This is a genomic window from Escherichia sp. E1V33, from assembly GCF_004211955.1.
GTDB lineage: Bacteria > Pseudomonadota > Gammaproteobacteria > Enterobacterales > Enterobacteriaceae > Escherichia.
In genome coordinates, this window is sequence record NZ_RHJI01000011.1 from 39284 (window position 1) to 59403 (window position 20120).

The window sequence follows — 20120 nt, forward strand, 5'->3', positions numbered from 1 at the left end:
TCTTTTAGCTGGGCCTTTGTTTCGTGACCCATATCACAGAATTAAGTATACACTAATTATCGAGCTAATTAATACCTGGCTAACTGTTTGGGGTGAATACTAAGTGTTAAAAAGTTTTATTTTTATAACTAAAAAGAATCAAAAACGTACCATTCCTTATGAAAAGGTCTTCTATATCAATCAAATATGATGATTTTGCGAAATGTGCGTTTTTCGTTCTATATATTCATTCTGTGAATGAAATGTCATAGTAAAAGGCACTATTTGTTAAGTGTCAGGCAGAAAGAAACTGGGGATCGAGAGGAAATAGCAATATTTTCCCCGCCGCAACGCGCGACGGGGCAGAGATTAAAGCTCCTGGTCGAACAGCTCTAAAATCGCTTCGTACAGGTCTTTGACGGTGAAACCTTTAGCAGGGGTAGTAAAGATGGTGTCATCACCTGCGATGGTGCCAAGAATACCTTCTGCTTTGCCCAGAGAGTCGAGCAGACGCGCAATCAACTGTGCCGCGCCAGGGCTGGTATGTATTACAACAACAGCATCGTTGTAGTCGATATCCAGCACCAGGTTCTTCAATGGGCTGGAAGTGGTAGGTACACCCAGTTCAGCTGGCAGGCAGTAAACCATTTCCATTTTTGCATTGCGGGTACGTACAGCACCAAATTTGGTCAACATCCGCGAGACTTTAGACTGATTAATATTGTCAAAGCCCTGCTCCTGCAATGCGGCGACGATTTCGCCCTGGGAGCTAAATTTCTCTTCTTTAAGTAACGCTTTAAACGCTTTAACTAATTCTTCTTGCTTAGACGAGCTTCGCATAAGTCACCCGTTATGGTGGTTGATACAACATTATTGTGCATACAGATGAATTTTTATGCAAACAGTCTGCCCTGGAGAAGGCTGAAATAATGTTATGAAAGAGCGGGATTTTATCAAATTTCGTGATTGAGAAACATGCCTGCGTCACGGCGTGTAAATTCTGCTTAAAAGTAAATTAATTGTTATCAAATTGATGTTGTTTTGGCTGAACGGTAGGGTATATTGTCACCACCTGTTGGAATGTTGCTCTAATGCATAAGCGGCTGTTAATTACGTAAGTTAGGTTCCTGATTACGTCAATTAAATGCATAAACGCCAAATTTGCGTGACTACACATTCTTGAGAAGTGGTCATTGTAAACTGTTAATTTGTGGATTAAGGTCGCGGCAGCGGAGCAACATATCTTAGTTTATCAATATAATAAGGAGTTTAGGATGAAAGTCGCAGTCCTCGGCGCTGCTGGCGGTATTGGCCAGGCGCTTGCATTACTGTTAAAAACCCAACTGCCTTCAGGTTCAGAACTCTCCCTGTATGATATCGCTCCAGTCACTCCCGGTGTGGCCGTCGACCTGAGCCATATCCCTACTGCTGTGAAAATCAAAGGTTTTTCTGGTGAAGATGCGACCCCTGCGCTGGAAGGCGCTGATGTGGTTCTAATCTCCGCAGGTGTAGCGCGTAAACCTGGGATGGATCGTTCCGACCTGTTTAACGTTAACGCCGGTATCGTGAAGAATCTGGTACAGCAAATTGCGACAACCTGCCCGAAAGCGTGCATCGGTATCATTACAAACCCGGTAAACACCACGGTAGCTATCGCTGCGGAAGTGCTGAAGAAAGCGGGTGTGTATGACAAGAACAAACTGTTCGGCGTCACCACGCTGGATATCATTCGTTCCAATACGTTTGTCGCCGAACTGAAAGGCAAACAGCCGGGCGAAGTTGAAGTTCCGGTTATTGGCGGTCACTCTGGCGTTACCATTCTGCCGCTGCTGTCTCAAGTTCCTGGCGTAAGCTTTACCGAGCAGGAAGTTGCTGATCTGACCAAACGTATCCAGAACGCGGGTACGGAAGTGGTTGAAGCGAAGGCCGGCGGCGGGTCTGCAACCCTGTCCATGGGCCAGGCAGCTGCACGCTTCGGCCTGTCTCTGGTTCGTGCGCTGCAAGGCGAAAAAGGTGTAGTTGAATGTGCCTACGTTGAAGGTGACGGCCAGTATGCTCGTTTCTTCTCTCAACCGCTTCTGCTGGGTAAAAATGGCGTGGAAGAGCGTAAATCTATCGGTACTCTGAGCGCATTTGAACAGAACGCGCTGGAAGGAATGCTGGATACGCTGAAGAAAGATATCGCCCTGGGCGAAGAGTTCGTTAATAAGTAATTGATTAGCGGATAACAAAAAACCGGAGCACAGTCTCCGGTTTTTTGTTTTTTAACGTCGGCCTTAATTGGTCGCCGGATATTCCTGGATAGTGACCTGCAATGTTAGTTTTTTATCGTCACGCATCACCACCACCGGAATCACCGAACCGGGTCGAATTTCTGCTACTTGATCCATTGTCTCCAGAGCGGAGATAGCAGGTTTGTTGTCCACTGAGATAATCAGATCGTTGACCAGGATACCGGCATTAGCCGCCGGGCCATCAGGTGACACTTCATTAACCACAATCCCTTGCAGTTGATCGATACCGCCACCTTGCGCGTGTAATGGTGCGATTTCGCGGCCGCCAATACCGATATAGCCACGGATAACACGTCCATCGCGGATTAGTTTATCCATAATTTTGGTTGCCAACTGGAAGGGAATCGCAAAACCGATGCCTTCTGGGGTTTCGCCATCGTTACTCTTATCAAACGACAATGTGTTGATGCCCATCAGTTCGCCCAATGAGTTAACCAGCGCACCGCCGGAGTTGCCGTGGTTAATGGAAGCATCGGTCTGCAGGAAGTTTTGTCGTCCGGTCGGGTTCAGGCCGATGCGACCCGTGGCGCTGATAATCCCCTGGGTAATGGTTTGCCCGAGGTTGTACGGGTTACCGATTGCCAGCACTACATCGCCAATGTGCGGTATGCGACGAGAATTGATTGGAATGGTGGGTAAACCGCCAGTGGCATTAATTTTGAGCACCGCCAGATCGGTCAGTGAATCAGAGCCAACCAGCAACGCTTCAAAAACACGGCCATCCTGTAAGGCGACGATGATCTGGTCGGCGTCGTTGATTACGTGTTTATTGGTAATGATATAACCGCGCTGATCCATGATCACACCTGACCCTAGTGTACGGATCTCAAGCTGGTTGTGAGAATTGGTGTTCAAACCACGGTTGTAAACGTTAACCACCGCTGGCGCGGCGCGGCGGACCGCCAGATTATAACTGGCAGGCGTCTCGTCGGTACTGTCGAATTGCGGTGTGGAAAGCGGGTTAATGCTGCGCAGCGAAGGCATGGCAACCAGCAAAATAGCACCGACAATTAATCCAATCGCAACGGAACGTAAGAGCTTCACAAACATGATGGAGGCGTCATTAAAAAAGGGAACGGCAGCAGCATATCACGAGTTAACCGGACATCACACGTCAGCCTGATGCCCGGTTTATGACATTAACGCATTAGCAGGTAAATGCTCTCATTACCGCGCATGATTTGCAGGGCAATAATAGCCGGTTTGGTTGCCAGTACTTTACGCATCTCAGCAATCGAGTTCACCCGATTGCGGTTCACGCCAATAATCACATCATCTTTCTGTAAACCTGCCTTAGCGGCGGGGCTGTCTTTGACAACATCGTCGATCTTAATGCCTTTTCCGCCATCTTTTAGCTGACTGTCGCTCAACGTTGCGCCTTCCAGCGCCGGTGTAATCATCTCTGCACTGGCTGAAGAAGATGTGCTGGTATCAAGCGTCACTTCCACTTCCAGCGGCTTGCCGTTACGTAACAGACCAAGCTTCACTTTAGTACCAGGTTCAGTGGTGGCGATGCGGGAACGCAATTCGGCGAAGCTATTGAGCGGTTTACCGTTGAGGCTGGTAATAATATCGCCTGCTTTCACGCCTGCTTTCGCCGAGCCAGAACCAGGCAGTACTTCGCTGACAAACGCGCCACGTTGCACATCTAAATTAAATGCTTTGGCGATATCGGCACTCATCTCTGTGCCTTTAATGCCTAACAAACCGCGTTTAATTTCACCAAAGTCGATAAGTTGCTGCGCCAGGGTGCGCGCCATATTGCTGGGGATAGCAAAGCCAATCCCGACGCTACCGCCGCCAGGGGCAAGAATCGCGGTGTTAATACCAATCAACTCGCCGTTAAGGTTTAACAGCGCACCGCCGGAGTTACCCCGGTTAATGGAAGCATCGGTCTGGATAAAGTTTTCCAGACCTTCGAGATTTAACCCGCTGCGACCTAATGCGGAAACAATGCCTGAAGTTGCGGTTTGCCCAAGGCCAAACGGGTTACCGACTGCGACGGCAAAATCACCGACGCGCAGTTTGTCGGAGTCGGCAATGGCGATTTGCGTTAATTTGCTCGGATTCTGAATTTGTAGCAGGGCGATGTCGCTCTGGTCGTCGCTGCCAATCAGCTTCGCATCAAACTCGCGTCCGTCATTGAGCTGAATACTGATTTTCTGCGCCTGATTGATGACGTGATTGTTGGTCAGCACATAACCTTTATTGGCATTGATGATGACACCGGAACCTAAACCTTCAAAAGGTTGCGCAGGTTGATCCGGTAAATCATCGCCAAAAAATTTTTTGAATTCTTCCGGGATTTTCTGTTCCTGGCTGGCAGTCCCTTCAACTCGCACGCTTACCACTGCGGGAAGCACTTTTTCCAGCATCGGGGCCAGGCTGGGCAATGGTGCCTGACCGGCAACCTGGCCGGGAATCGACGCGATAGCCTGAAACGGCGCCGAGAGAGTTAACCCGACACTTAACGCTAATGCACTCAACAGCTGGGTTTGTTTTTTCATTATTCCTGCTCTCGTACCTGAATGATAAGAAAAAGAGATTCAAAACAGTTTGATGTTATTGAATTTTCAGACGGCTAACAATGAGACACCAGATTAAATGATAGTCGGGGAGGGAGAGAAGAGGAGGGCGCAATGGCTGCGCCCGCAAAATAAATTAGTCGCGCTTTGCGCCAGTGCGCAGCAGACCAGATGCGCCTTCAGAATAGTCACGCGGCATCTGCACCGGTGCTTGATCGTTGCTGGCTTCGGACTCCGCCAGACGATTGCGGAATGGGTTGGCTTCCGCGGACAGTTCCGGTAGCAAGCTGCTGGAGCTTTTCGCCATGTGTTGATACAACTGGCGATAGTCATGCGCCATGGTATCCAGTAATTCCGCGCTGCGGGCAAAGTGGTTAACCAACTCTTCGCGATACTCGTCCAGTTCAGCTTTATTCTTTTCCAGTTCGTACTGCAACGCCTGTTGCTGGCGTAGTTTACGATTACCAAAACGCATGGCCACAGCACCAATAATGATGCCGACGACTAACCCAATTAGCGCATATTCCCAGGTCATGAACATCTCCCGTTGTCTTTTGTTTCCGTAGGGTGTTGGCTTCAGGCTCCATGCCTGCGGCTGATTATGCCACTATAACCGTTAATGCCACAGAAGTGGAATCCCGACTGCATATCGCGTAGTGTAGAACGGCCTTTTTTTCGTCAACCGTGAACAACGGCACACCGATTATTCAAGGAATAACAAGAACATCATGCAAAGCGTTACCCCGACATCGCAATACCTGAAGGCGCTCAATGAGGGCAGCCATCAACCTGACGACGTACAAAAAGAGGCCGTCAGTCGGCTGGAGATTATCTACCAGGAGTTAATCAACAGCACACCGCCCACCGCGAGGGCGAGTGGGTTTATGGCGCGAGTCGGTAAACTGTGGGGTAAGCGCGAAGAGGCAAGCGGTGCGCCGGTGCGTGGCTTATATATGTGGGGAGGTGTCGGACGAGGAAAAACCTGGCTGATGGACCTTTTCTATCAAAGCCTGCCGGGTGAGCGGAAACAGCGTCTGCACTTTCACCGTTTTATGCTGCGGGTGCATGAAGAGCTAACTGCCTTACAGGGGCAGACCGACCCGCTGGAAATTATTGCCGATCGCTTCAAAGCCGAAACTGACGTGCTCTGTTTTGACGAATTTTTTGTTTCGGATATTACCGACGCCATGCTACTGGGGGGCCTGATGAAAGCCCTGTTCGCTCGCGGAATAACTCTGGTCGCAACGTCAAATATTCCGCCTGATGAACTTTATCGTAATGGCCTGCAACGTGCGCGTTTTCTACCGGCTATCGACGCTATTAAACAGTATTGCGATGTAATGAATGTCGATGCAGGCCTTGATTATCGACTACGAACGCTTACCCAGGCGCATTTGTGGCTGTCGCCGCTCAACGATGAAACCCGTGCGCAAATGGATAAACTATGGTTGGCGCTGGCGGGGGCGAAACGAGAAAATTCACCGACGTTAGAAATCAACCATCGACCGCTGGCGACAATGGGCGTCGAGAACCAGACGCTGGCCGTCTCTTTTACCACCTTGTGTGTCGATGCCCGCAGCCAGCATGACTATATAGCGCTCTCACGCCTCTTTCACACAGTGATGTTGTTTGATGTGCCAGTCATGACGCGGTTGATGGAGAGCGAAGCGCGACGTTTTATTGCGCTGGTGGATGAGTTTTACGAGCGCCATGTCAAATTAGTGGTGAGCGCAGAAGTGCCTTTGTATGAAATTTATCAGGGCGACCGACTGAAGTTTGAGTTTCAGCGTTGCCTGTCACGTCTACAAGAGATGCAGAGCGAAGAGTATCTGAAGCGCGAGCATTTGGCGGGTTAAAACCTGCCATAAATCACAAAAAGGGGTCGATCTTTGACCCCGACTTCTCTATAATCCTGCGACCCCACGTTACAAGAAAGTTTTTTTTCCCGAAACTTTTTGTGTGCTGGCATAGGCTATTCGAAGGGGTAGGTTTGCCGGACTTTGTCGTGTGAACCTCAACAATTGAAGACGTTTGGGTGTTCACCAACGTGTAACTATTTATTGGGTAAGCTTTTAATGAAAACTTTTACAGCTAAACCAGAAACCGTAAAACGCGACTGGTATGTTGTTGACGCGACCGGTAAAACTCTGGGCCGTCTGGCTACTGAACTGGCTCGTCGCCTGCGCGGTAAGCACAAAGCGGAATACACTCCGCACGTAGATACTGGTGATTACATCATCGTTCTGAACGCTGACAAAGTTGCTGTAACCGGCAACAAGCGTACTGACAAAGTGTACTATCACCACACCGGTCACATCGGTGGTATCAAACAAGCGACCTTTGAAGAGATGATTGCTCGCCGTCCTGAGCGTGTGATTGAAATCGCGGTTAAAGGCATGTTGCCAAAAGGCCCGCTGGGTCGTGCTATGTTCCGTAAACTGAAAGTTTACGCGGGTAACGAGCACAACCACGCGGCACAGCAACCGCAAGTTCTTGACATCTAATCGGGATTATAGGCAATGGCTGAAAATCAATACTACGGCACTGGTCGCCGCAAAAGTTCCGCAGCTCGCGTTTTCATCAAACCGGGCAACGGTAAAATCGTTATCAACCAACGTTCTCTGGAACAGTACTTCGGTCGTGAAACTGCCCGCATGGTAGTTCGTCAGCCGCTGGAACTGGTCGACATGGTTGAGAAACTGGATCTGTACATCACTGTTAAAGGTGGTGGTATCTCTGGTCAGGCTGGTGCGATCCGTCACGGTATCACCCGCGCTCTGATGGAGTACGACGAATCCCTGCGTTCTGAACTGCGTAAAGCTGGCTTCGTTACTCGTGACGCTCGTCAGGTTGAACGTAAGAAAGTCGGTCTGCGTAAAGCACGTCGTCGTCCGCAGTTCTCCAAACGTTAATTGCTTTCTGCTTCGGCAGAATACAATTTGCGAAAAAACCCGCTTCGGCGGGTTTTTTTATGGCTAAAGTCCGATTCCAGCCTCTTTTCCCTCTCTCTTCCGCATTATTCTCTTTTTAATAGTATTTTCCACGTACTGTAGAAAAGGATATCGCGATGGGATTATTTAATGCATTGTTTAATAATAAAGAATCTTTAACGTTGTCGAATAAATGGGAGTTCTTTATTACAACAGTGGATGACCGTGTCACGGGCATACGCGTTGATATCGGCGCCATTCAGGACGAAAGATTTGATCGACTTAACCACACCTGGTTCTTTCGTGTGCGTTATACCCATTGTTATGAAAACGGTTTACCGCAGCCCGATGAAACTCAACGTTTAAATCGTATAGAGGACTGGCTTGAGGAGAGGGGCAAGACATTACCGATTTGGCTGGTGGGGGTGGTAACACAAGAGGGATGGCGCGATTTTGTTTTCCAGTCGGAAAAAGAACTGGACTGGGAAAGAATGCTGGATAAATTGCTTGCGGGTGGTCCGGAAGTCTCTTGCAGCTATAGTATGAGTAAAAACGATAACGGAAATTACTATCACCAGTTCCTGTACCCGTCGAAGTATGACTGGAACTGGATACACGATTCCCGCGTATGCCGTGGGTTGCTGGAACATGGTGACGATTTGACTCTCCCTCGCACCATTGATTACTACGCGACATTGCCGACAGAAGATGCTGCCCGTGCCTTTGCTGAGGACGTGGCGATATTGCCATATGGCATTACGCTGGTGAATATTAGGATGGACGAAGGGTATATGGCGTCATTTACTAACACCGATGCTCCGGAACAATTGCATATGACCGATATTACATGCCAGCTTACCGATTTGGCTGAAAAGCATGGCGGTAGTTTTGATGGCTGGGGCGCTCCGATAGCAACGGCGTAAAAGAGGCAGACAACATTTCTGGTGGGGATGAAGTCAAGCATTTCAGACTAAGGAACATCTCTTTTTCCCCATTTCCGGCATCGACTCACCACAAAGGTCGCAAAATCTGGTAAACTATCATCCAATTTTCTGCCCAAATGTCGGGTATTGCTCATTTTTTGTTTGTTTTTCGAACAAAGAGAGTCGTTCCTTACTGGGTAACACAACTTCTGACTGGCCACCTGGTGGCTGGTAGCAGTAAAAATTCTGACTATACCTGGAGGTTTTCATGGCTGTCGCTGCCAACAAACGTTCGGTAATGACGCTGTTTTCCGGTCCTACTGACATCTATAGCCATCAGGTCCGCATCGTGCTGGCTGAAAAAGGTGTAAGTTTCGAGATCGAACACGTGGAAAAGGACAATCCGCCTCAGGATCTGATTGACCTCAACCCGAATCAGAGCGTTCCGACCCTGGTGGATCGTGAGCTGACCCTGTGGGAATCTCGCATCATTATGGAATACCTGGATGAGCGTTTCCCGCATCCGCCACTGATGCCTGTTTACCCGGTAGCTCGCGGTGAAAGCCGTCTGTACATGCATCGCATCGAAAAAGACTGGTACACGCTGATGAATACCATCATCAACGGTTCAGCTTCTGAAGCAGATGCCGCTCGTAAGCAACTGCGCGAAGAACTGCTGGCCATTGCGCCAGTCTTCGGTCAGAAGCCGTACTTCCTGAGCGATGAGTTCAGCCTGGTCGATTGCTACCTTGCCCCGCTGCTGTGGCGTCTGCCGCAACTGGGCATCGAGTTCAGCGGCCCGGGTGCGAAAGAGCTGAAAGGCTATATGACCCGCGTCTTTGAGCGTGACTCTTTCCTTGCTTCCTTAACCGAAGCTGAACGTGAAATGCGTCTGGGCCGGAGTTAATCTGTATGGATTTGTCACAGTTAACACCACGTCGTCCCTATCTGCTGCGTGCATTCTATGAGTGGCTGCTGGATAACCAGCTCACGCCGCACCTGGTGGTGGATGTGACGCTCCCTGGCGTGCAGGTTCCTATGGAATATGCACGTGACGGGCAAATCGTACTCAACATTGCTCCGCGTGCGGTTGGCAACCTGGAACTGGCGAATGATGAAGTGCGCTTTAACGCGCGCTTTGGTGGTATCCCGCGTCAAGTTTCGGTACCGCTGGCTGCCGTGCTGGCTATCTACGCCCGTGAAAATGGCGCAGGCACAATGTTCGAGCCTGAAGCTGCCTACGACGAAGATGCCAGCATCATGAATGATGAAGATGTATCGGCAGATAATGAAACCGTTATGTCGGTCATTGATGGTGATAAGCCAGATCACGATGATGATAATCATCCTGATGATGAACCGCCGCAACCGCCACGCGGTGGTCGCCCGGCATTACGCGTTGTGAAGTAAAACAAAAACAGGCCCAGGTGGCCTGTTTTGTCGTTTTAAGGGCTTAATAAAATAGCGTAATTGTGGCGATCATATTCACCACGAATCCGACTGCCATTGGGATCGCAGTCCGCTTCACCACTTTAAAGGGCGAAACGCCTGCTATTCCTGAAGTTACCACCACTACCGCAGTAATCGGTGAAACCGCACGCGCCAGCGTTGTGGCAAAGTGCATCGGCATAATCATCACTACCGCAGGTACGTGCAGTCCAGCAGCGATATTCGGAATAAGGCTGGCAAATGACATAAATGGCGCATTGCCGGAGCCCATCACAATGGCACAAATGGCAATTACCAGCGCCATAATAATCATTACGCCAATACCGCCCAGACCAGAATGCTCCGCGCCTTTGATAACCGCATCAACGGTGCCAATCGTCGTTAATCCCTTCGCAAATATTTCGCCGGCGACCACCAGCGTTACCACGTTGGCAAACTGCGTACCCATGCCGTCAAAAAACGCCTGCACATCATCCATTGTTTCGCGCAAGTTATGCTTGCGGAAGAACTTGACAAACATCGTCATCGTCAGGCTTAGCAACATCACAACCACCAGATGCAGTTCTGATTTCATCAATCCCAGGTGAGCAAGAAACAGTGAACCGAGCATCAGGATTAACGGCATCACCGGTAAAATGGCGTAATAGAGCGGCGGGACATTGTCGAGAGATTTTTGCTCCGCCTGTTCGTGATTGATATTTTTATCTTTTTTGTCAAAAGCGCGTTGCACAAAAAAGTGGGAGATTGCCACTGAGATAATGACACAAGAGGCGACCGGTAGCTGATAGTGGAAGAAGTAAGTAGCAATTTTCATTCCCGCTACCTGGGCGGCAAAAATGGAGTTCGTTTCCAGAATTCCCCATTCAATAGACATGGTGGTCGCAATAACCGCCACCGCAGAGAGGCGACTTACTCCCAGACTCACCAGCGTCGGAAATAACGTGACCATCAGCAACATACCCAGACCGGAGGCGCTGGTAATAAACTGTGCCATGATTTGGCCGATGACATAAGTTGCCGACAGAATGAGATACGGCGAGCGAATGAGTTTTAACGGGCGGCTTAACAAGCTCACCATCGCCCGGCTGGCTCCTATGCGCTCCATGTAGCGGGCATAACCGCCCACCGCCATAATAGACAGCCCTAACCCAGCAATGCGGTTGGACAGCATGCGCAGGATTTCATTATAAATATCAACAATCAGATAGCCGCTGCTTTTGGCGGGGTCGAGTACACCGCCAAACCCTAACCAGACACCACAAATCATCAGGAAGATACCAGCTGCGGCCAGCACCACCTGTGGTTTGTAATTTTTAAGGATCAAATAGCCCATCGTTATTAACACGATGACAGAAATAATTATGCCGAACATTGTTGAACTCCGTGTCAAAAGAAAACGGTCAATCTCATTAACGGCAGATTGAAAACAATGATGTTATATTTTTTACAAGACTATTTATGGTGTTTGTGTCGAATTTTTTGATCGTAAAAAAGAGGATTTTTATTATAAAATATGCATTTATGATTATTCATCAAGAACATATTCATAATATTCATAATGTCCGTGAATATTCTTGTGAATAATTTTTCTGGGATGTTTTTATCTGCGTTATATTTATTTTTCGCAAAAGTTAATTATTAAATTAATTACGATAACGATGGTGTACAAAGAGTAAACCCCTTCATTTCACCCTACTTTCAATCCTGTGATAGGATGTCATTGATGATGTTAATCACACTGACCTTAAAGAATGGGCCTTATGAACGCATTTGATTCGCAAAACGAAGATTCTTCACCTGCAATTGGTCGCAACTTGCGTAGCCGTCCGCTGGCGCGCAAAAAACTCTCCGAAATGGTGGAAGAAGAGCTGGAGCAGATGATCCGCCGCCGCGAGTTTGGCGAAGGTGAGCAGTTGCCGTCTGAGCGCGAACTCATGGCGTTCTTTAACGTTGGGCGTCCTTCAGTGCGTGAAGCGCTGGCAGCGTTAAAGCGTAAAGGTCTGGTGCAAATAAACAACGGCGAGCGCGCACGCGTCTCGCGTCCTTCTGCGGACACCATCATCGGCGAGCTGTCAGGTATGGCGAAAGATTTCCTTTCTCATCCTGGAGGGATAGCCCATTTCGAACAGTTACGTCTGTTCTTTGAGTCCAGCCTGGTGCGCTATGCGGCTGAACATGCCACCGATGAACAAATCGATTTGCTGGCAAAAGCCCTGGAAATCAACAGTCAGTCGCTGGATAACAATGCTGCCTTCATTCGTTCAGACGTTGATTTCCACCGCGTACTGGCGGAGATCCCGGGTAATCCGATCTTTAAGGCGATCCACGTTGCCTTGCTCGACTGGTTGATTGCCGCGCGCCCAACGGTCACCGATCAGGCATTGCACGAGCATAACAACGTCAGCTATCAACAACATATTGCGATCGTTGACGCGATCCGCCGTCACGATCCCGATGAAGCCGATCGCGCGTTGCAATCGCATCTCAACAGCGTTTCTGCCACCTGGCACGCCTTCGGCCAAACCACCCACAAAAAGAAATAATGCCACTTTAGTGAAGCAGATCGCATTATAAGCGTTCTGTATGATGTGTTGCTTATTTGATCTGGTATAACAGGTATAAAGGTATATCGTTTAAACAGACAAGCATCACTTCAGAGGTATTTATGGCAACGAATTTACGTGGCGTGATGGCCGCACTCCTGACCCCTTTTGACCAACAACAAGCACTGGATAAAGCGAGTCTGCGGCGCCTGGTTCAGTTCAATATTCAGCAGGGCATCGACGGTTTATATGTGGGTGGTTCCACCGGCGAAGCCTTTGTACAAAGCCTTTCCGAGCGTGAACAGGTACTGGAAATCGTCGCCGAAGAGGCGAAAGGCAAGATTAAACTCATCGCTCACGTAGGTTGCGTCAGCACTGCTGAAAGCCAACAACTTGCGGCATCGGCTAAACGTTATGGCTTCGATGCCGTCTCCGCCGTTACGCCGTTCTACTATCCTTTCAGCTTTGAAGAACACTGCGATCACTATCGGGCAATCATTGATTCGGCGGATGGTTTGCCGATGGTGGTGTACAACATTCCGGCACTGAGCGGGGTAAAACTGAGCCTGGATCAGATCAATACACTGGTTACGTTGCCTGGCGTAGGTGCGCTGAAACAGACCTCTGGCGATCTCTATCAGATGGAGCAGATCCGTCGCGAACATCCGGATCTGGTGCTCTATAACGGTTACGACGAAATCTTCGCTTCCGGCCTGCTGGCGGGCGCAGACGGCGGCATCGGCAGTACTTACAACATCATGGGCTGGCGCTATCAGGGGATCGTTAAGGCGCTGAAAGAAGGGGATATCCAGACCGCGCAGAAACTGCAAACTGAGTGCAACAAAGTTATTGATTTGCTGATTAAAACCGGCGTATTCCGTGGCCTGAAAACCGTCCTGCACTATATGGATGTGGTGTCTGTTCCGCTGTGCCGTAAACCGTTTGGTCCGGTAGATGAAAAATATCTGCCAGAGCTGAAGGCGCTTGCCCAGCAGTTGATGCAAGAGCGCGGGTGAGTTCTTTCCCCTCGCTCGCCCCTACCGGGTGAGGGGAAATAAGCGCATCTGTACCCTACAATTTTCATACCAAAGCGTGTGGGCATCGCCCACCGCGGGAGACTCACAATGAGTACTACAACCCAGAATATCCCGTGGTATCGCCATCTCAATCGTGCACAATGGCGGGCATTTTCCGCTGCCTGGTTGGGATATCTGCTTGACGGTTTTGATTTCGTTTTAATCGCCCTGGTACTCACCGAAGTACAGGGTGAATTTGGGCTGACAACGGTGCAGGCGGCAAGTCTGATTTCCGCAGCCTTTATCTCTCGCTGGTTCGGTGGCCTGATGCTCGGCGCTATGGGTGACCGCTACGGGCGTCGGCTGGCAATGGTCACCAGTATCGTTCTCTTCTCGGCCGGGACGCTGGCCTGTGGCTTCGCACCTGGCTATATCACTATGTTTATCGCTCGTCTGGTCATCGGCATGGGGATGGCGGGTGAATACGGTTCCAGCGCCACCTATGTCATTGAAAGCTGGCCAAAACATCTGCGTAACAAAGCCAGTGGCTTTCTGATTTCAGGCTTCTCTGTAGGGGCCGTCGTTGCCGCTCAGGTCTACAGCCTGGTGGTTCCGGTCTGGGGCTGGCGTGCGCTGTTCTTTATCGGCATTTTGCCAATCATCTTTGCTCTCTGGCTGCGTAAAAACATCCCGGAAGCGGAAGACTGGAAAGAGAAACACGCAGGTAAAGCACCAGTACGCACAATGGTGGATATTCTCTACCGTGGTGAACATCGCATTGCCAATATCGTAATGACACTGGCGGCGGCTACTGCGCTGTGGTTCTGCTTCGCCGGTAACCTGCAAAATGCCGCGATCGTCGCTGTTCTTGGGCTGTTATGCGCCGCAATCTTTATCAGCTTTATGGTGCAGAGTACGGGCAAACGCTGGCCAACTGGCGTAATGCTGATGGTGGTCGTGTTGTTTGCTTTCCTCTACTCATGGCCGATTCAGGCGCTGCTGCCAACGTATCTGAAAACCGATCTGGCTTATAACCCGCATACTGTCGCCAATGTGCTGTTCTTTAGTGGCTTTGGCGCGGCGGTGGGGTGCTGCGTCGGTGGCTTCCTCGGTGACTGGCTGGGAACGCGCAAAGCCTACGTTTGTAGCCTGTTAGCTTCGCAGCTGCTGATTATTCCGGTATTTGCTATTGGCGGTGCAAACGTCTGGGTGCTCGGTCTGTTACTGTTCTTCCAGCAAATGCTTGGACAAGGGATCGCCGGGATCTTACCGAAACTGATTGGCGGTTATTTCGATACCGACCAGCGTGCAGCGGGCCTGGGCTTTACCTACAACGTTGGCGCATTGGGTGGCGCACTGGCCCCAATCATCGGCGCGTTGATCGCTCAACGTCTGGATCTGGGTACTGCGCTGGCATCGCTCTCGTTCAGTCTGACATTTGTGGTGATCCTGCTGATTGGTCTGGATATGCCTTCTCGTGTTCAGCGTTGGCTGCGCCCGGAAGCATTGCGTACTCATGACGCTATCGACGGCAAACCATTCAGCGGTGCCGTGCCGTTTGGCGGTGCCAAAAACGATTTAGTCAAAACCAAAAGTTAATCCTGTTGCCCGGCCATGTGCCGGGCCTTTTGCTAAGGGAATAAGTATGTCGTTACTAGCACAACTGGATCAAAAAATCGCCGCCAACGGTGGCCTGATTGTCTCCTGCCAGCCGGTTCCGGACAGTCCGCTCGATAAACCTGAAATCGTCGCTGCCATGGCATTAGCGGCAGAGCAGGCTGGCGCGGTTGCCATTCGTATTGAAGGTGTGGCAAATCTGCAAGCCACGCGTGCGGTGGTGAGCGTGCCAATTATCGGGATTGTGAAACGCGATCTGGAGGATTCTCCGGTACGCATTACAGCTTATATTGAAGATGTCGATGCGCTGGCACAGGCGGGCGCGGACATTATCGCGATTGATGGCACCGACCGACCGCGTCCGGTGCCTGTTGAAACGCTGCTGGCGCGTATTCACCATCACGGTTTACTGGCGATGACCGACTGTTCAACGCCGGAAGACGGCCTGGCTTGCCAAAAGCTGGGCGCCGAAATTATTGGCACCACGCTTTCTGGCTATACCACGCCTGAAACGCCAGAAGAGCCGGATCTGGCGCTGGTGAAAACGTTGAGCGACGCCGGATGTCGGGTGATTGCCGAAGGGCGTTACAACACGCCTGCTCAGGCGGCGGATGCGATGCGCTACGGCGCGTGGGCGGTGACGGTCGGTTCTGCCATTACGCGTCTTGAGCACATTTGCCAGTGGTACAACACCGCGATGAAAAAGGCGGTGCTATGACCACACTGGCGATTGATATCGGCGGTACTAAACTTGCCGCCGCGCTGATTGGCGCTGACGGGCAGATCCGCGATCGCCGAGAACTTCCTACGCCTGCCAGCCAGACTCCGCAGGCACTGCGTGATGCTTTAGCCGCATTAATCGCACCGTTACAAGCTCATGCACAGCAGGTTACCATCGCTTCAACCGGAATAATTCGCAACGGCAGCTTACTGGCGCTGAATCCGCATAATCTCGGTGGATTGCTGCACTTTCCGTTAGTCAAAACGCTGGAACAACTTACCAATTTGCCGACCATTGCCATTAACGACGCGCAGGCCGCAGCATGGGCAGAGTATCAGGCGCTGGAAGGCGATATAACCGATATGGTGTTTATCACCGTTTCCACTGGCGTTGGCGGCGGCGTGGTGAGCGGCGGCAAACTGCTTACCGGCCCTGGCGGTCTGGCGGGGCACATCGGGCATACGCTTGCCGATCCGCATGGTCCAGTCTGCGGCTGTGGACGTACTGGTTGCGTGGAAGCGATTGCTTCTGGTCGCGGTATTGCAGCGGCAGCGCAAGGTGAACTCATGGGCGCGGATGCGAAAACTATTTTCACGCGCGCCGGGCAGGGCGACGAGCAGGCGCAGCAGCTGATTCACCGCTCCGCACATGTGCTGGCAAGGCTGATCGCTGATATTAAAGCCACAACTGATTGCCAGTGCGTGGTGGTCGGTGGCAGCGTTGGTCTGGCAGAAGGGTATCTGGCGCTGGTGGAAACGTATCTGGCGCAGGAGCCTGCGGCATTTCATGTTGATTTACTGGCGGCGCACTACCGCCATGATGCAGGTTTACTTGGGGCTGCGCTGTTGGCCCAGGGAGAAATATTATGATGATGGGTGAAGTACAGTCATTACCGTCTGCCGGGTTACATCCTGCGTTACAGGACGCGTTAACGCTGGCATTAGCTGCCAGACCGCAAGAAAAAGCGCCGGGTCGTTACGAATTACAGGGCGACAATATTTTTATGAATGTCATGACGTTTAACACTCAATCGCCCGTCGAGAAAAAAGCGGAATTGCACGAGCAATACATTGATATCCAGCTGTTATTAAAAGGTGAGGAACGGATTCTGTTTGGCACGGCAGGCACTGCGCGCCAGTGTGAAGAGTTCCACCATGAAGATGATTACCAGCTTTGCAGCGCCATTGAAAACGAGCAAACCATCAACTTAAAACCGGGAATGTTCGCCGTGTTTATGCCGGGAGAACCGCATAAACCAGGATGCGTTGTCGGCGAACCTGGTGAGATTAAAAAGGTTGTGGTGAAGGTTAAGGCTGATTTAATGGCTTAAAACTTAGTTCGTTTTAAAGATTCTGCAGACACTGTCTGCAGAATTCGAAACCGCTGAAATTAACGGAGTCTATAGCCTTCCTCCAGCACCGCCTGTGTTCGAACGAGTTCATCCGCGAGTCGTTTCTCATCAGGTAGCTGCATCTTATATTCACTTGCCAGAACGGTGTTAGGCAAACCTGCCAGAGCATAATGTGCTTCTCCGACTCCTTTCTCTGCACAGAGAACCAGACCGATGGGTGGATTTTCATCCGGTAGCGTCCAGTGCTCTTTGGCGTAGTTAAGATACATATTCATTTGTCCGGCATCGCTATAGCTAAATTTGCCCACTTTTAGATCCACGATTAGCAGGCAGCGTAAACGGCGGTGGAAAAACAGCAGATCGACACGAAACCAGTTGTCATCAATGCGTAACCTTCGCTGTCGACCAACAAAGGCAAAATCATCCCCAAGTTCCAGCATGAAATCCATCAGGTGGTTGATCAGCGCCTCCTCAAAATCGGATTCTGAGTATTCATCTTTCAATTCCAGAAATTCGAGCACAAAGGGATCGCGTATCGCCTGCTGCGGAAGAATATGCGTCTCGGCAGGAGCGTGTTGTTGCAGCATGGCTGATTTGTCATGTGACAGCAGTGTTCGCTCATAAAATTGGGTCGCAATTTGCCGTTCTAGCTGGCGAACAGACCAGCCACAGCGGAGCGTCTCTTTTTCATAAAAGCTGCGGGCGTCAGCGTTTTTAACGGAAAGTAAACGGACGTAGGTGGACCAGGGCAGGGGGAAAGATTTGGCAGACAGCGTCTGCCAAATCTTTGCCGATGGGAATTCTGCAGATGGTGTCTGCGGAATTCCCAATGGTGTTAATTCGCCAGACACTGTCTGGCGAATTTCAACATGTTGAAAAAAGAGGTAAAAAAGCCTCATTTGGCGTAAGTTTTTTGCAGAGAACCCACGCTTATACCTTAGACTTAAATCCTTTGATAGTCGCTTGATTAGCTGCGCACCATACGCAGCCCTGGTCTCGCCACCTTGTTCAAATTCGACAATTCGTCGGCCAATTTCCCAGTACGTCGCGGTCATTAACGCGTTAACGCTACGTACCGTTTCCGTTCGGGCGCTATCGACCAGATGAATAATGCCGTTGTGGATTTGCTGGTAGCCTGCTGTGGTTCCTTCTGAGAGCGATTCCATTATCTGTCCCTTAATATGGCGCAGTGTTGAATAATGGAATCAGCTATACGCCGGGCATCTGCCGGTAACAATCCAGATGTGCGTATTACATTGGTTTTCTTCAGATTATGCGAGGCGCTTTCCAGAACGAAAGGAGAATTTCAGCGCCGACTCTTTTCTGAGGAGGCGGCGCTGGAACAGAGCTTAAACTTCCAGCCAGTTCATAATGCCGTCTGCCGCCTTACGACCTTCGGCAATAGCGGTAACGACCAGATCGGAACCACGGACGATATCGCCGCCAGCAAAGATTTTCGGGTTGCTGGTCTGGAAAGCGTTATCGCTGCCTTCCGGGGCGATGATGCGGCCTTGTGAGTCCAGCTCGACGCTGTGTTTCGCCAGCCATTCCATGCTGTGTGGGCGGAAACCAAACGCCATGATCACCGCATCTGCCGGAACGATATGTTCTGACCCTGCCACGATCTCCGCGCGGCGACGGCCTTTGGCATCCGGTTCGCCCATTTCGGTACGCACCATTTTTACGCCGCTGACTTTGCCGTTACCGTTCACTTCAATACCCAGCGGCTGGACGTTGAATTTGAACTCAACGCCTTCTTCCCGCGCGTTTTTCACTTCGCGGCGGGAACCCGGCATATTCTCTTCATCACGACGATAGGCACAGGTAACGTGCTTTGCCCCCTGGCGCACAGACGTACGCACGCAGTCCATCGCGGTATCGCCACCGCCAAGGACCACCACGCGTTTGCCTTCCATGCTGACGAACGGTTCGTCGCTAGTTTCACCAAAGCCCATTAACTGTTTGGTGTTGGCGATAAGGAACGGCAGCGCTGCGTACACGCCATCGGCGTCTTCGTTTTCCAGCCCACCGCGCATTGACTGATAAGTCCCGACGCCAAGGAACACGGCATCGTAATCACTCAGCAGATCGTCCAGCTGCACGTCGCGGCCCACTTCGGTATTGAGTTTGAATTCAATACCCATGCCGGTGAAGATTTCACGGCGGCGCGTCATTACCTCTTTTTCCAGCTTGAAAGCCGGAATACCGAAGGTTAGCAAGCCGCCAATTTCTGGATGGCGGTCGAAGACGACTGCCTTTACGCCGTTGCGCGTCAGGACATCCGCACACGCCAGACCCGCCGGGCCTGCGCCGATAATCGCCACTTTTTTACCGGTCTGTTTCACGCCGGACATATCCGGACGCCAGCCCATCTCGAACGCTTTATCGTTGATATAGCGCTCAATGTTGCCGATGGTCACAGCGCCAAACTCATCGTTCAGAGTGCAGGAACCTTCGCACAGACGGTCTTGCGGGCAAACGCGTCCACACACTTCCGGCAGGGTGTTGGTCTGGTGCGACAGCTCCGCCGCTTCAAAAATACGCCCCTCGTTGGCGAGTTTCAGCCAGTTCGGGATGTAGTTGTGTACCGGGCACTTCCACTCGCAGTATGGGTTGCCGCACGACAGGCAGCGGTCAGCCTGCGCTTTGGCCTGGCCTTCGGAAAACGGCTCGTAAATTTCAACAAACTCAATTTTGCGGATCTTCAGCGGTTTCTTTGGCGGATCGACGCGCTGCAGGTCGATAAATTGATAAACATTCTGACTCATTGTT

General features: G+C 50.8%; 20 protein-coding genes. 13 read left to right on the forward strand and 7 right to left on the reverse strand.

Going from position 1 to position 20120, the window contains the following annotated elements; all coding sequences use genetic code 11:
• Positions 1-348: 348 nt before the first annotated feature.
• Positions 349-819 (reverse strand): transcriptional regulator ArgR, encoded by a 471-nt coding sequence (argR, locus tag D9742_RS11650; RefSeq protein WP_064529494.1) that lies wholly within the window; start codon positions 817-819, stop codon positions 349-351.
• A 434-nt stretch (positions 820-1253) separates the two neighbouring features.
• Here argR and mdh point away from each other — a divergent pair, with 434 nt between their 5' ends.
• A complete protein-coding gene (gene mdh, locus D9742_RS11655) occupies positions 1254-2192 on the forward strand; it encodes a malate dehydrogenase (RefSeq protein ID WP_064529495.1) in 939 nt (312 codons plus the stop codon).
• A gap of 63 nt (positions 2193-2255) precedes the next feature.
• On the opposite strand, the gene degS is transcribed toward mdh, so the two are convergent.
• The 3 genes from degS to zapG all read right to left on the reverse strand — a co-directional run bounded on the left by degS (position 2256) and on the right by zapG (position 5333).
• A complete protein-coding gene (gene degS / locus D9742_RS11660) occupies positions 2256-3323 on the reverse strand; it encodes an outer membrane-stress sensor serine endopeptidase DegS (protein ID WP_130237013.1) in 1068 nt (355 codons plus the stop codon).
• 89 nt (positions 3324-3412) lie between these two features.
• Entirely contained in the window at positions 3413-4780 is a 1368-nt protein-coding gene (gene degQ, locus D9742_RS11665; protein WP_130237014.1) for a serine endoprotease DegQ, read from the reverse strand.
• Between the two features lie 154 nt (positions 4781-4934).
• Positions 4935-5333 carry a Z-ring associated protein ZapG gene (gene zapG / locus D9742_RS11670; protein ID WP_010345273.1) on the reverse strand — a complete coding sequence of 133 codons (399 nt, stop codon included), beginning with the start codon at positions 5331-5333 and terminating at the stop codon, positions 4935-4937.
• 193 nt (positions 5334-5526) lie between these two features.
• Here zapG and zapE point away from each other — a divergent pair, with 193 nt between their 5' ends.
• The 6 genes from zapE to sspB all read left to right on the forward strand — a co-directional run bounded on the left by zapE (position 5527) and on the right by sspB (position 10061).
• Positions 5527-6654, forward strand: a complete 1128-nt coding sequence (gene zapE, locus D9742_RS11675) for a cell division protein ZapE (RefSeq protein ID WP_130237015.1) — start codon at positions 5527-5529, stop codon at positions 6652-6654.
• Positions 6655-6873: 219 nt separating this feature from the next.
• On the forward strand, positions 6874-7302 hold the full coding sequence (gene rplM, locus D9742_RS11680; protein ID WP_000847559.1) for a 50S ribosomal protein L13: 429 nt from the start codon (positions 6874-6876) through the stop codon (positions 7300-7302).
• Between the two features lie 15 nt (positions 7303-7317).
• Positions 7318-7710 carry a 30S ribosomal protein S9 gene (gene rpsI, locus D9742_RS11685; RefSeq protein ID WP_000829818.1) on the forward strand — a complete coding sequence of 131 codons (393 nt, stop codon included), beginning with the start codon at positions 7318-7320 and terminating at the stop codon, positions 7708-7710.
• Positions 7711-7865: 155 nt separating this feature from the next.
• Positions 7866-8651, forward strand: coding sequence for a DUF695 domain-containing protein (locus D9742_RS11690; RefSeq protein WP_130237016.1), 786 nt, complete (start codon positions 7866-7868; stop codon positions 8649-8651).
• A 268-nt stretch (positions 8652-8919) separates the two neighbouring features.
• Positions 8920-9558 carry a stringent starvation protein SspA gene (gene sspA / locus D9742_RS11695; protein WP_000257293.1) on the forward strand — a complete coding sequence of 213 codons (639 nt, stop codon included), beginning with the start codon at positions 8920-8922 and terminating at the stop codon, positions 9556-9558.
• 5 nt (positions 9559-9563) lie between these two features.
• Positions 9564-10061 carry a ClpXP protease specificity-enhancing factor gene (gene sspB / locus D9742_RS11700; RefSeq protein ID WP_130237017.1) on the forward strand — a complete coding sequence of 166 codons (498 nt, stop codon included), beginning with the start codon at positions 9564-9566 and terminating at the stop codon, positions 10059-10061.
• A gap of 43 nt (positions 10062-10104) precedes the next feature.
• On the opposite strand, the gene dcuC is transcribed toward sspB, so the two are convergent.
• Positions 10105-11472 carry an anaerobic C4-dicarboxylate transporter DcuC gene (dcuC, locus tag D9742_RS11705; RefSeq protein ID WP_130237018.1) on the reverse strand — a complete coding sequence of 456 codons (1368 nt, stop codon included), beginning with the start codon at positions 11470-11472 and terminating at the stop codon, positions 10105-10107.
• A gap of 379 nt (positions 11473-11851) precedes the next feature.
• Here dcuC and nanR point away from each other — a divergent pair, with 379 nt between their 5' ends.
• From nanR to nanQ, 6 genes are all read left to right on the forward strand, one after another.
• A complete protein-coding gene (gene nanR, locus D9742_RS11710) occupies positions 11852-12643 on the forward strand; it encodes a transcriptional regulator NanR (protein ID WP_130237019.1) in 792 nt (263 codons plus the stop codon).
• A gap of 122 nt (positions 12644-12765) precedes the next feature.
• On the forward strand, positions 12766-13659 hold the full coding sequence (gene nanA, locus D9742_RS11715; protein WP_000224706.1) for an N-acetylneuraminate lyase: 894 nt from the start codon (positions 12766-12768) through the stop codon (positions 13657-13659).
• A gap of 108 nt (positions 13660-13767) precedes the next feature.
• The gene (gene nanT, locus D9742_RS11720; RefSeq protein ID WP_130237020.1) at positions 13768-15258 is read left to right on the forward strand and encodes a sialic acid transporter NanT; all 1491 of its coding nucleotides are present in this window, start codon (positions 13768-13770) and stop codon (positions 15256-15258) included.
• A gap of 46 nt (positions 15259-15304) precedes the next feature.
• Positions 15305-15994, forward strand: coding sequence for an N-acetylmannosamine-6-phosphate 2-epimerase (locus tag D9742_RS11725; RefSeq protein ID WP_105272484.1), 690 nt, complete (start codon positions 15305-15307; stop codon positions 15992-15994).
• Positions 15991-16866 carry an N-acetylmannosamine kinase gene (nanK, locus tag D9742_RS11730; RefSeq protein WP_130237021.1) on the forward strand — a complete coding sequence of 292 codons (876 nt, stop codon included), beginning with the start codon at positions 15991-15993 and terminating at the stop codon, positions 16864-16866. The genes D9742_RS11725 and nanK overlap by 4 nt, the downstream gene beginning before the upstream one ends.
• Positions 16863-17327, forward strand: coding sequence for an N-acetylneuraminate anomerase (nanQ, locus tag D9742_RS11735; protein WP_000979870.1), 465 nt, complete (start codon positions 16863-16865; stop codon positions 17325-17327). The genes nanK and nanQ overlap by 4 nt, the downstream gene beginning before the upstream one ends.
• A 59-nt stretch (positions 17328-17386) precedes the next feature.
• Here nanQ and D9742_RS11740 read toward each other — a convergent pair whose 3' ends face one another.
• Positions 17387-18514: a PDDEXK nuclease domain-containing protein gene (locus D9742_RS11740; RefSeq protein ID WP_130237022.1), complete on the reverse strand. Its 1128-nt coding sequence runs from the start codon at positions 18512-18514 to the stop codon at positions 17387-17389.
• A gap of 183 nt (positions 18515-18697) precedes the next feature.
• Positions 18698-20116, reverse strand: coding sequence for a glutamate synthase subunit GltD (gene gltD, locus D9742_RS11745; RefSeq protein WP_038339228.1), 1419 nt, complete (start codon positions 20114-20116; stop codon positions 18698-18700).
• Positions 20117-20120 lie beyond the last annotated feature (4 nt).

Excerpts from the sequence above, each read along its gene's own strand:
- sspB (WP_130237017.1), top strand. The coding sequence starts at position 9,564 with ATGGATTTGTCACAGTTAACACCACGTCGTCCCTATCTGCTGCGTGCA.
- zapG (WP_010345273.1), bottom strand. The coding sequence starts at position 5,333 with ATGACCTGGGAATATGCGCTAATTGGGTTAGTCGTCGGCATCATTATT.
- rpsI (WP_000829818.1), top strand. The coding sequence starts at position 7,318 with ATGGCTGAAAATCAATACTACGGCACTGGTCGCCGCAAAAGTTCCGCA.
- nanR (WP_130237019.1), top strand. The coding sequence starts at position 11,852 with ATGGGCCTTATGAACGCATTTGATTCGCAAAACGAAGATTCTTCACCT.
- argR (WP_064529494.1), bottom strand. The coding sequence starts at position 819 with ATGCGAAGCTCGTCTAAGCAAGAAGAATTAGTTAAAGCGTTTAAAGCG.
- zapE (WP_130237015.1), top strand. The coding sequence starts at position 5,527 with ATGCAAAGCGTTACCCCGACATCGCAATACCTGAAGGCGCTCAATGAG.
- gltD (WP_038339228.1), bottom strand. The coding sequence starts at position 20,116 with ATGAGTCAGAATGTTTATCAATTTATCGACCTGCAGCGCGTCGATCCG.
- dcuC (WP_130237018.1), bottom strand. The coding sequence starts at position 11,472 with ATGTTCGGCATAATTATTTCTGTCATCGTGTTAATAACGATGGGCTAT.
- nanQ (WP_000979870.1), top strand. The coding sequence starts at position 16,863 with ATGATGATGGGTGAAGTACAGTCATTACCGTCTGCCGGGTTACATCCT.
- degS (WP_130237013.1), bottom strand. The coding sequence starts at position 3,323 with ATGTTTGTGAAGCTCTTACGTTCCGTTGCGATTGGATTAATTGTCGGT.
- nanK (WP_130237021.1), top strand. The coding sequence starts at position 15,991 with ATGACCACACTGGCGATTGATATCGGCGGTACTAAACTTGCCGCCGCG.
- nanA (WP_000224706.1), top strand. The coding sequence starts at position 12,766 with ATGGCAACGAATTTACGTGGCGTGATGGCCGCACTCCTGACCCCTTTT.
- degQ (WP_130237014.1), bottom strand. The coding sequence starts at position 4,780 with ATGAAAAAACAAACCCAGCTGTTGAGTGCATTAGCGTTAAGTGTCGGG.
- nanT (WP_130237020.1), top strand. The coding sequence starts at position 13,768 with ATGAGTACTACAACCCAGAATATCCCGTGGTATCGCCATCTCAATCGT.
- D9742_RS11725 (WP_105272484.1), top strand. The coding sequence starts at position 15,305 with ATGTCGTTACTAGCACAACTGGATCAAAAAATCGCCGCCAACGGTGGC.
- rplM (WP_000847559.1), top strand. The coding sequence starts at position 6,874 with ATGAAAACTTTTACAGCTAAACCAGAAACCGTAAAACGCGACTGGTAT.
- D9742_RS11740 (WP_130237022.1), bottom strand. The coding sequence starts at position 18,514 with ATGGAATCGCTCTCAGAAGGAACCACAGCAGGCTACCAGCAAATCCAC.
- sspA (WP_000257293.1), top strand. The coding sequence starts at position 8,920 with ATGGCTGTCGCTGCCAACAAACGTTCGGTAATGACGCTGTTTTCCGGT.
- D9742_RS11690 (WP_130237016.1), top strand. The coding sequence starts at position 7,866 with ATGGGATTATTTAATGCATTGTTTAATAATAAAGAATCTTTAACGTTG.
- mdh (WP_064529495.1), top strand. The coding sequence starts at position 1,254 with ATGAAAGTCGCAGTCCTCGGCGCTGCTGGCGGTATTGGCCAGGCGCTT.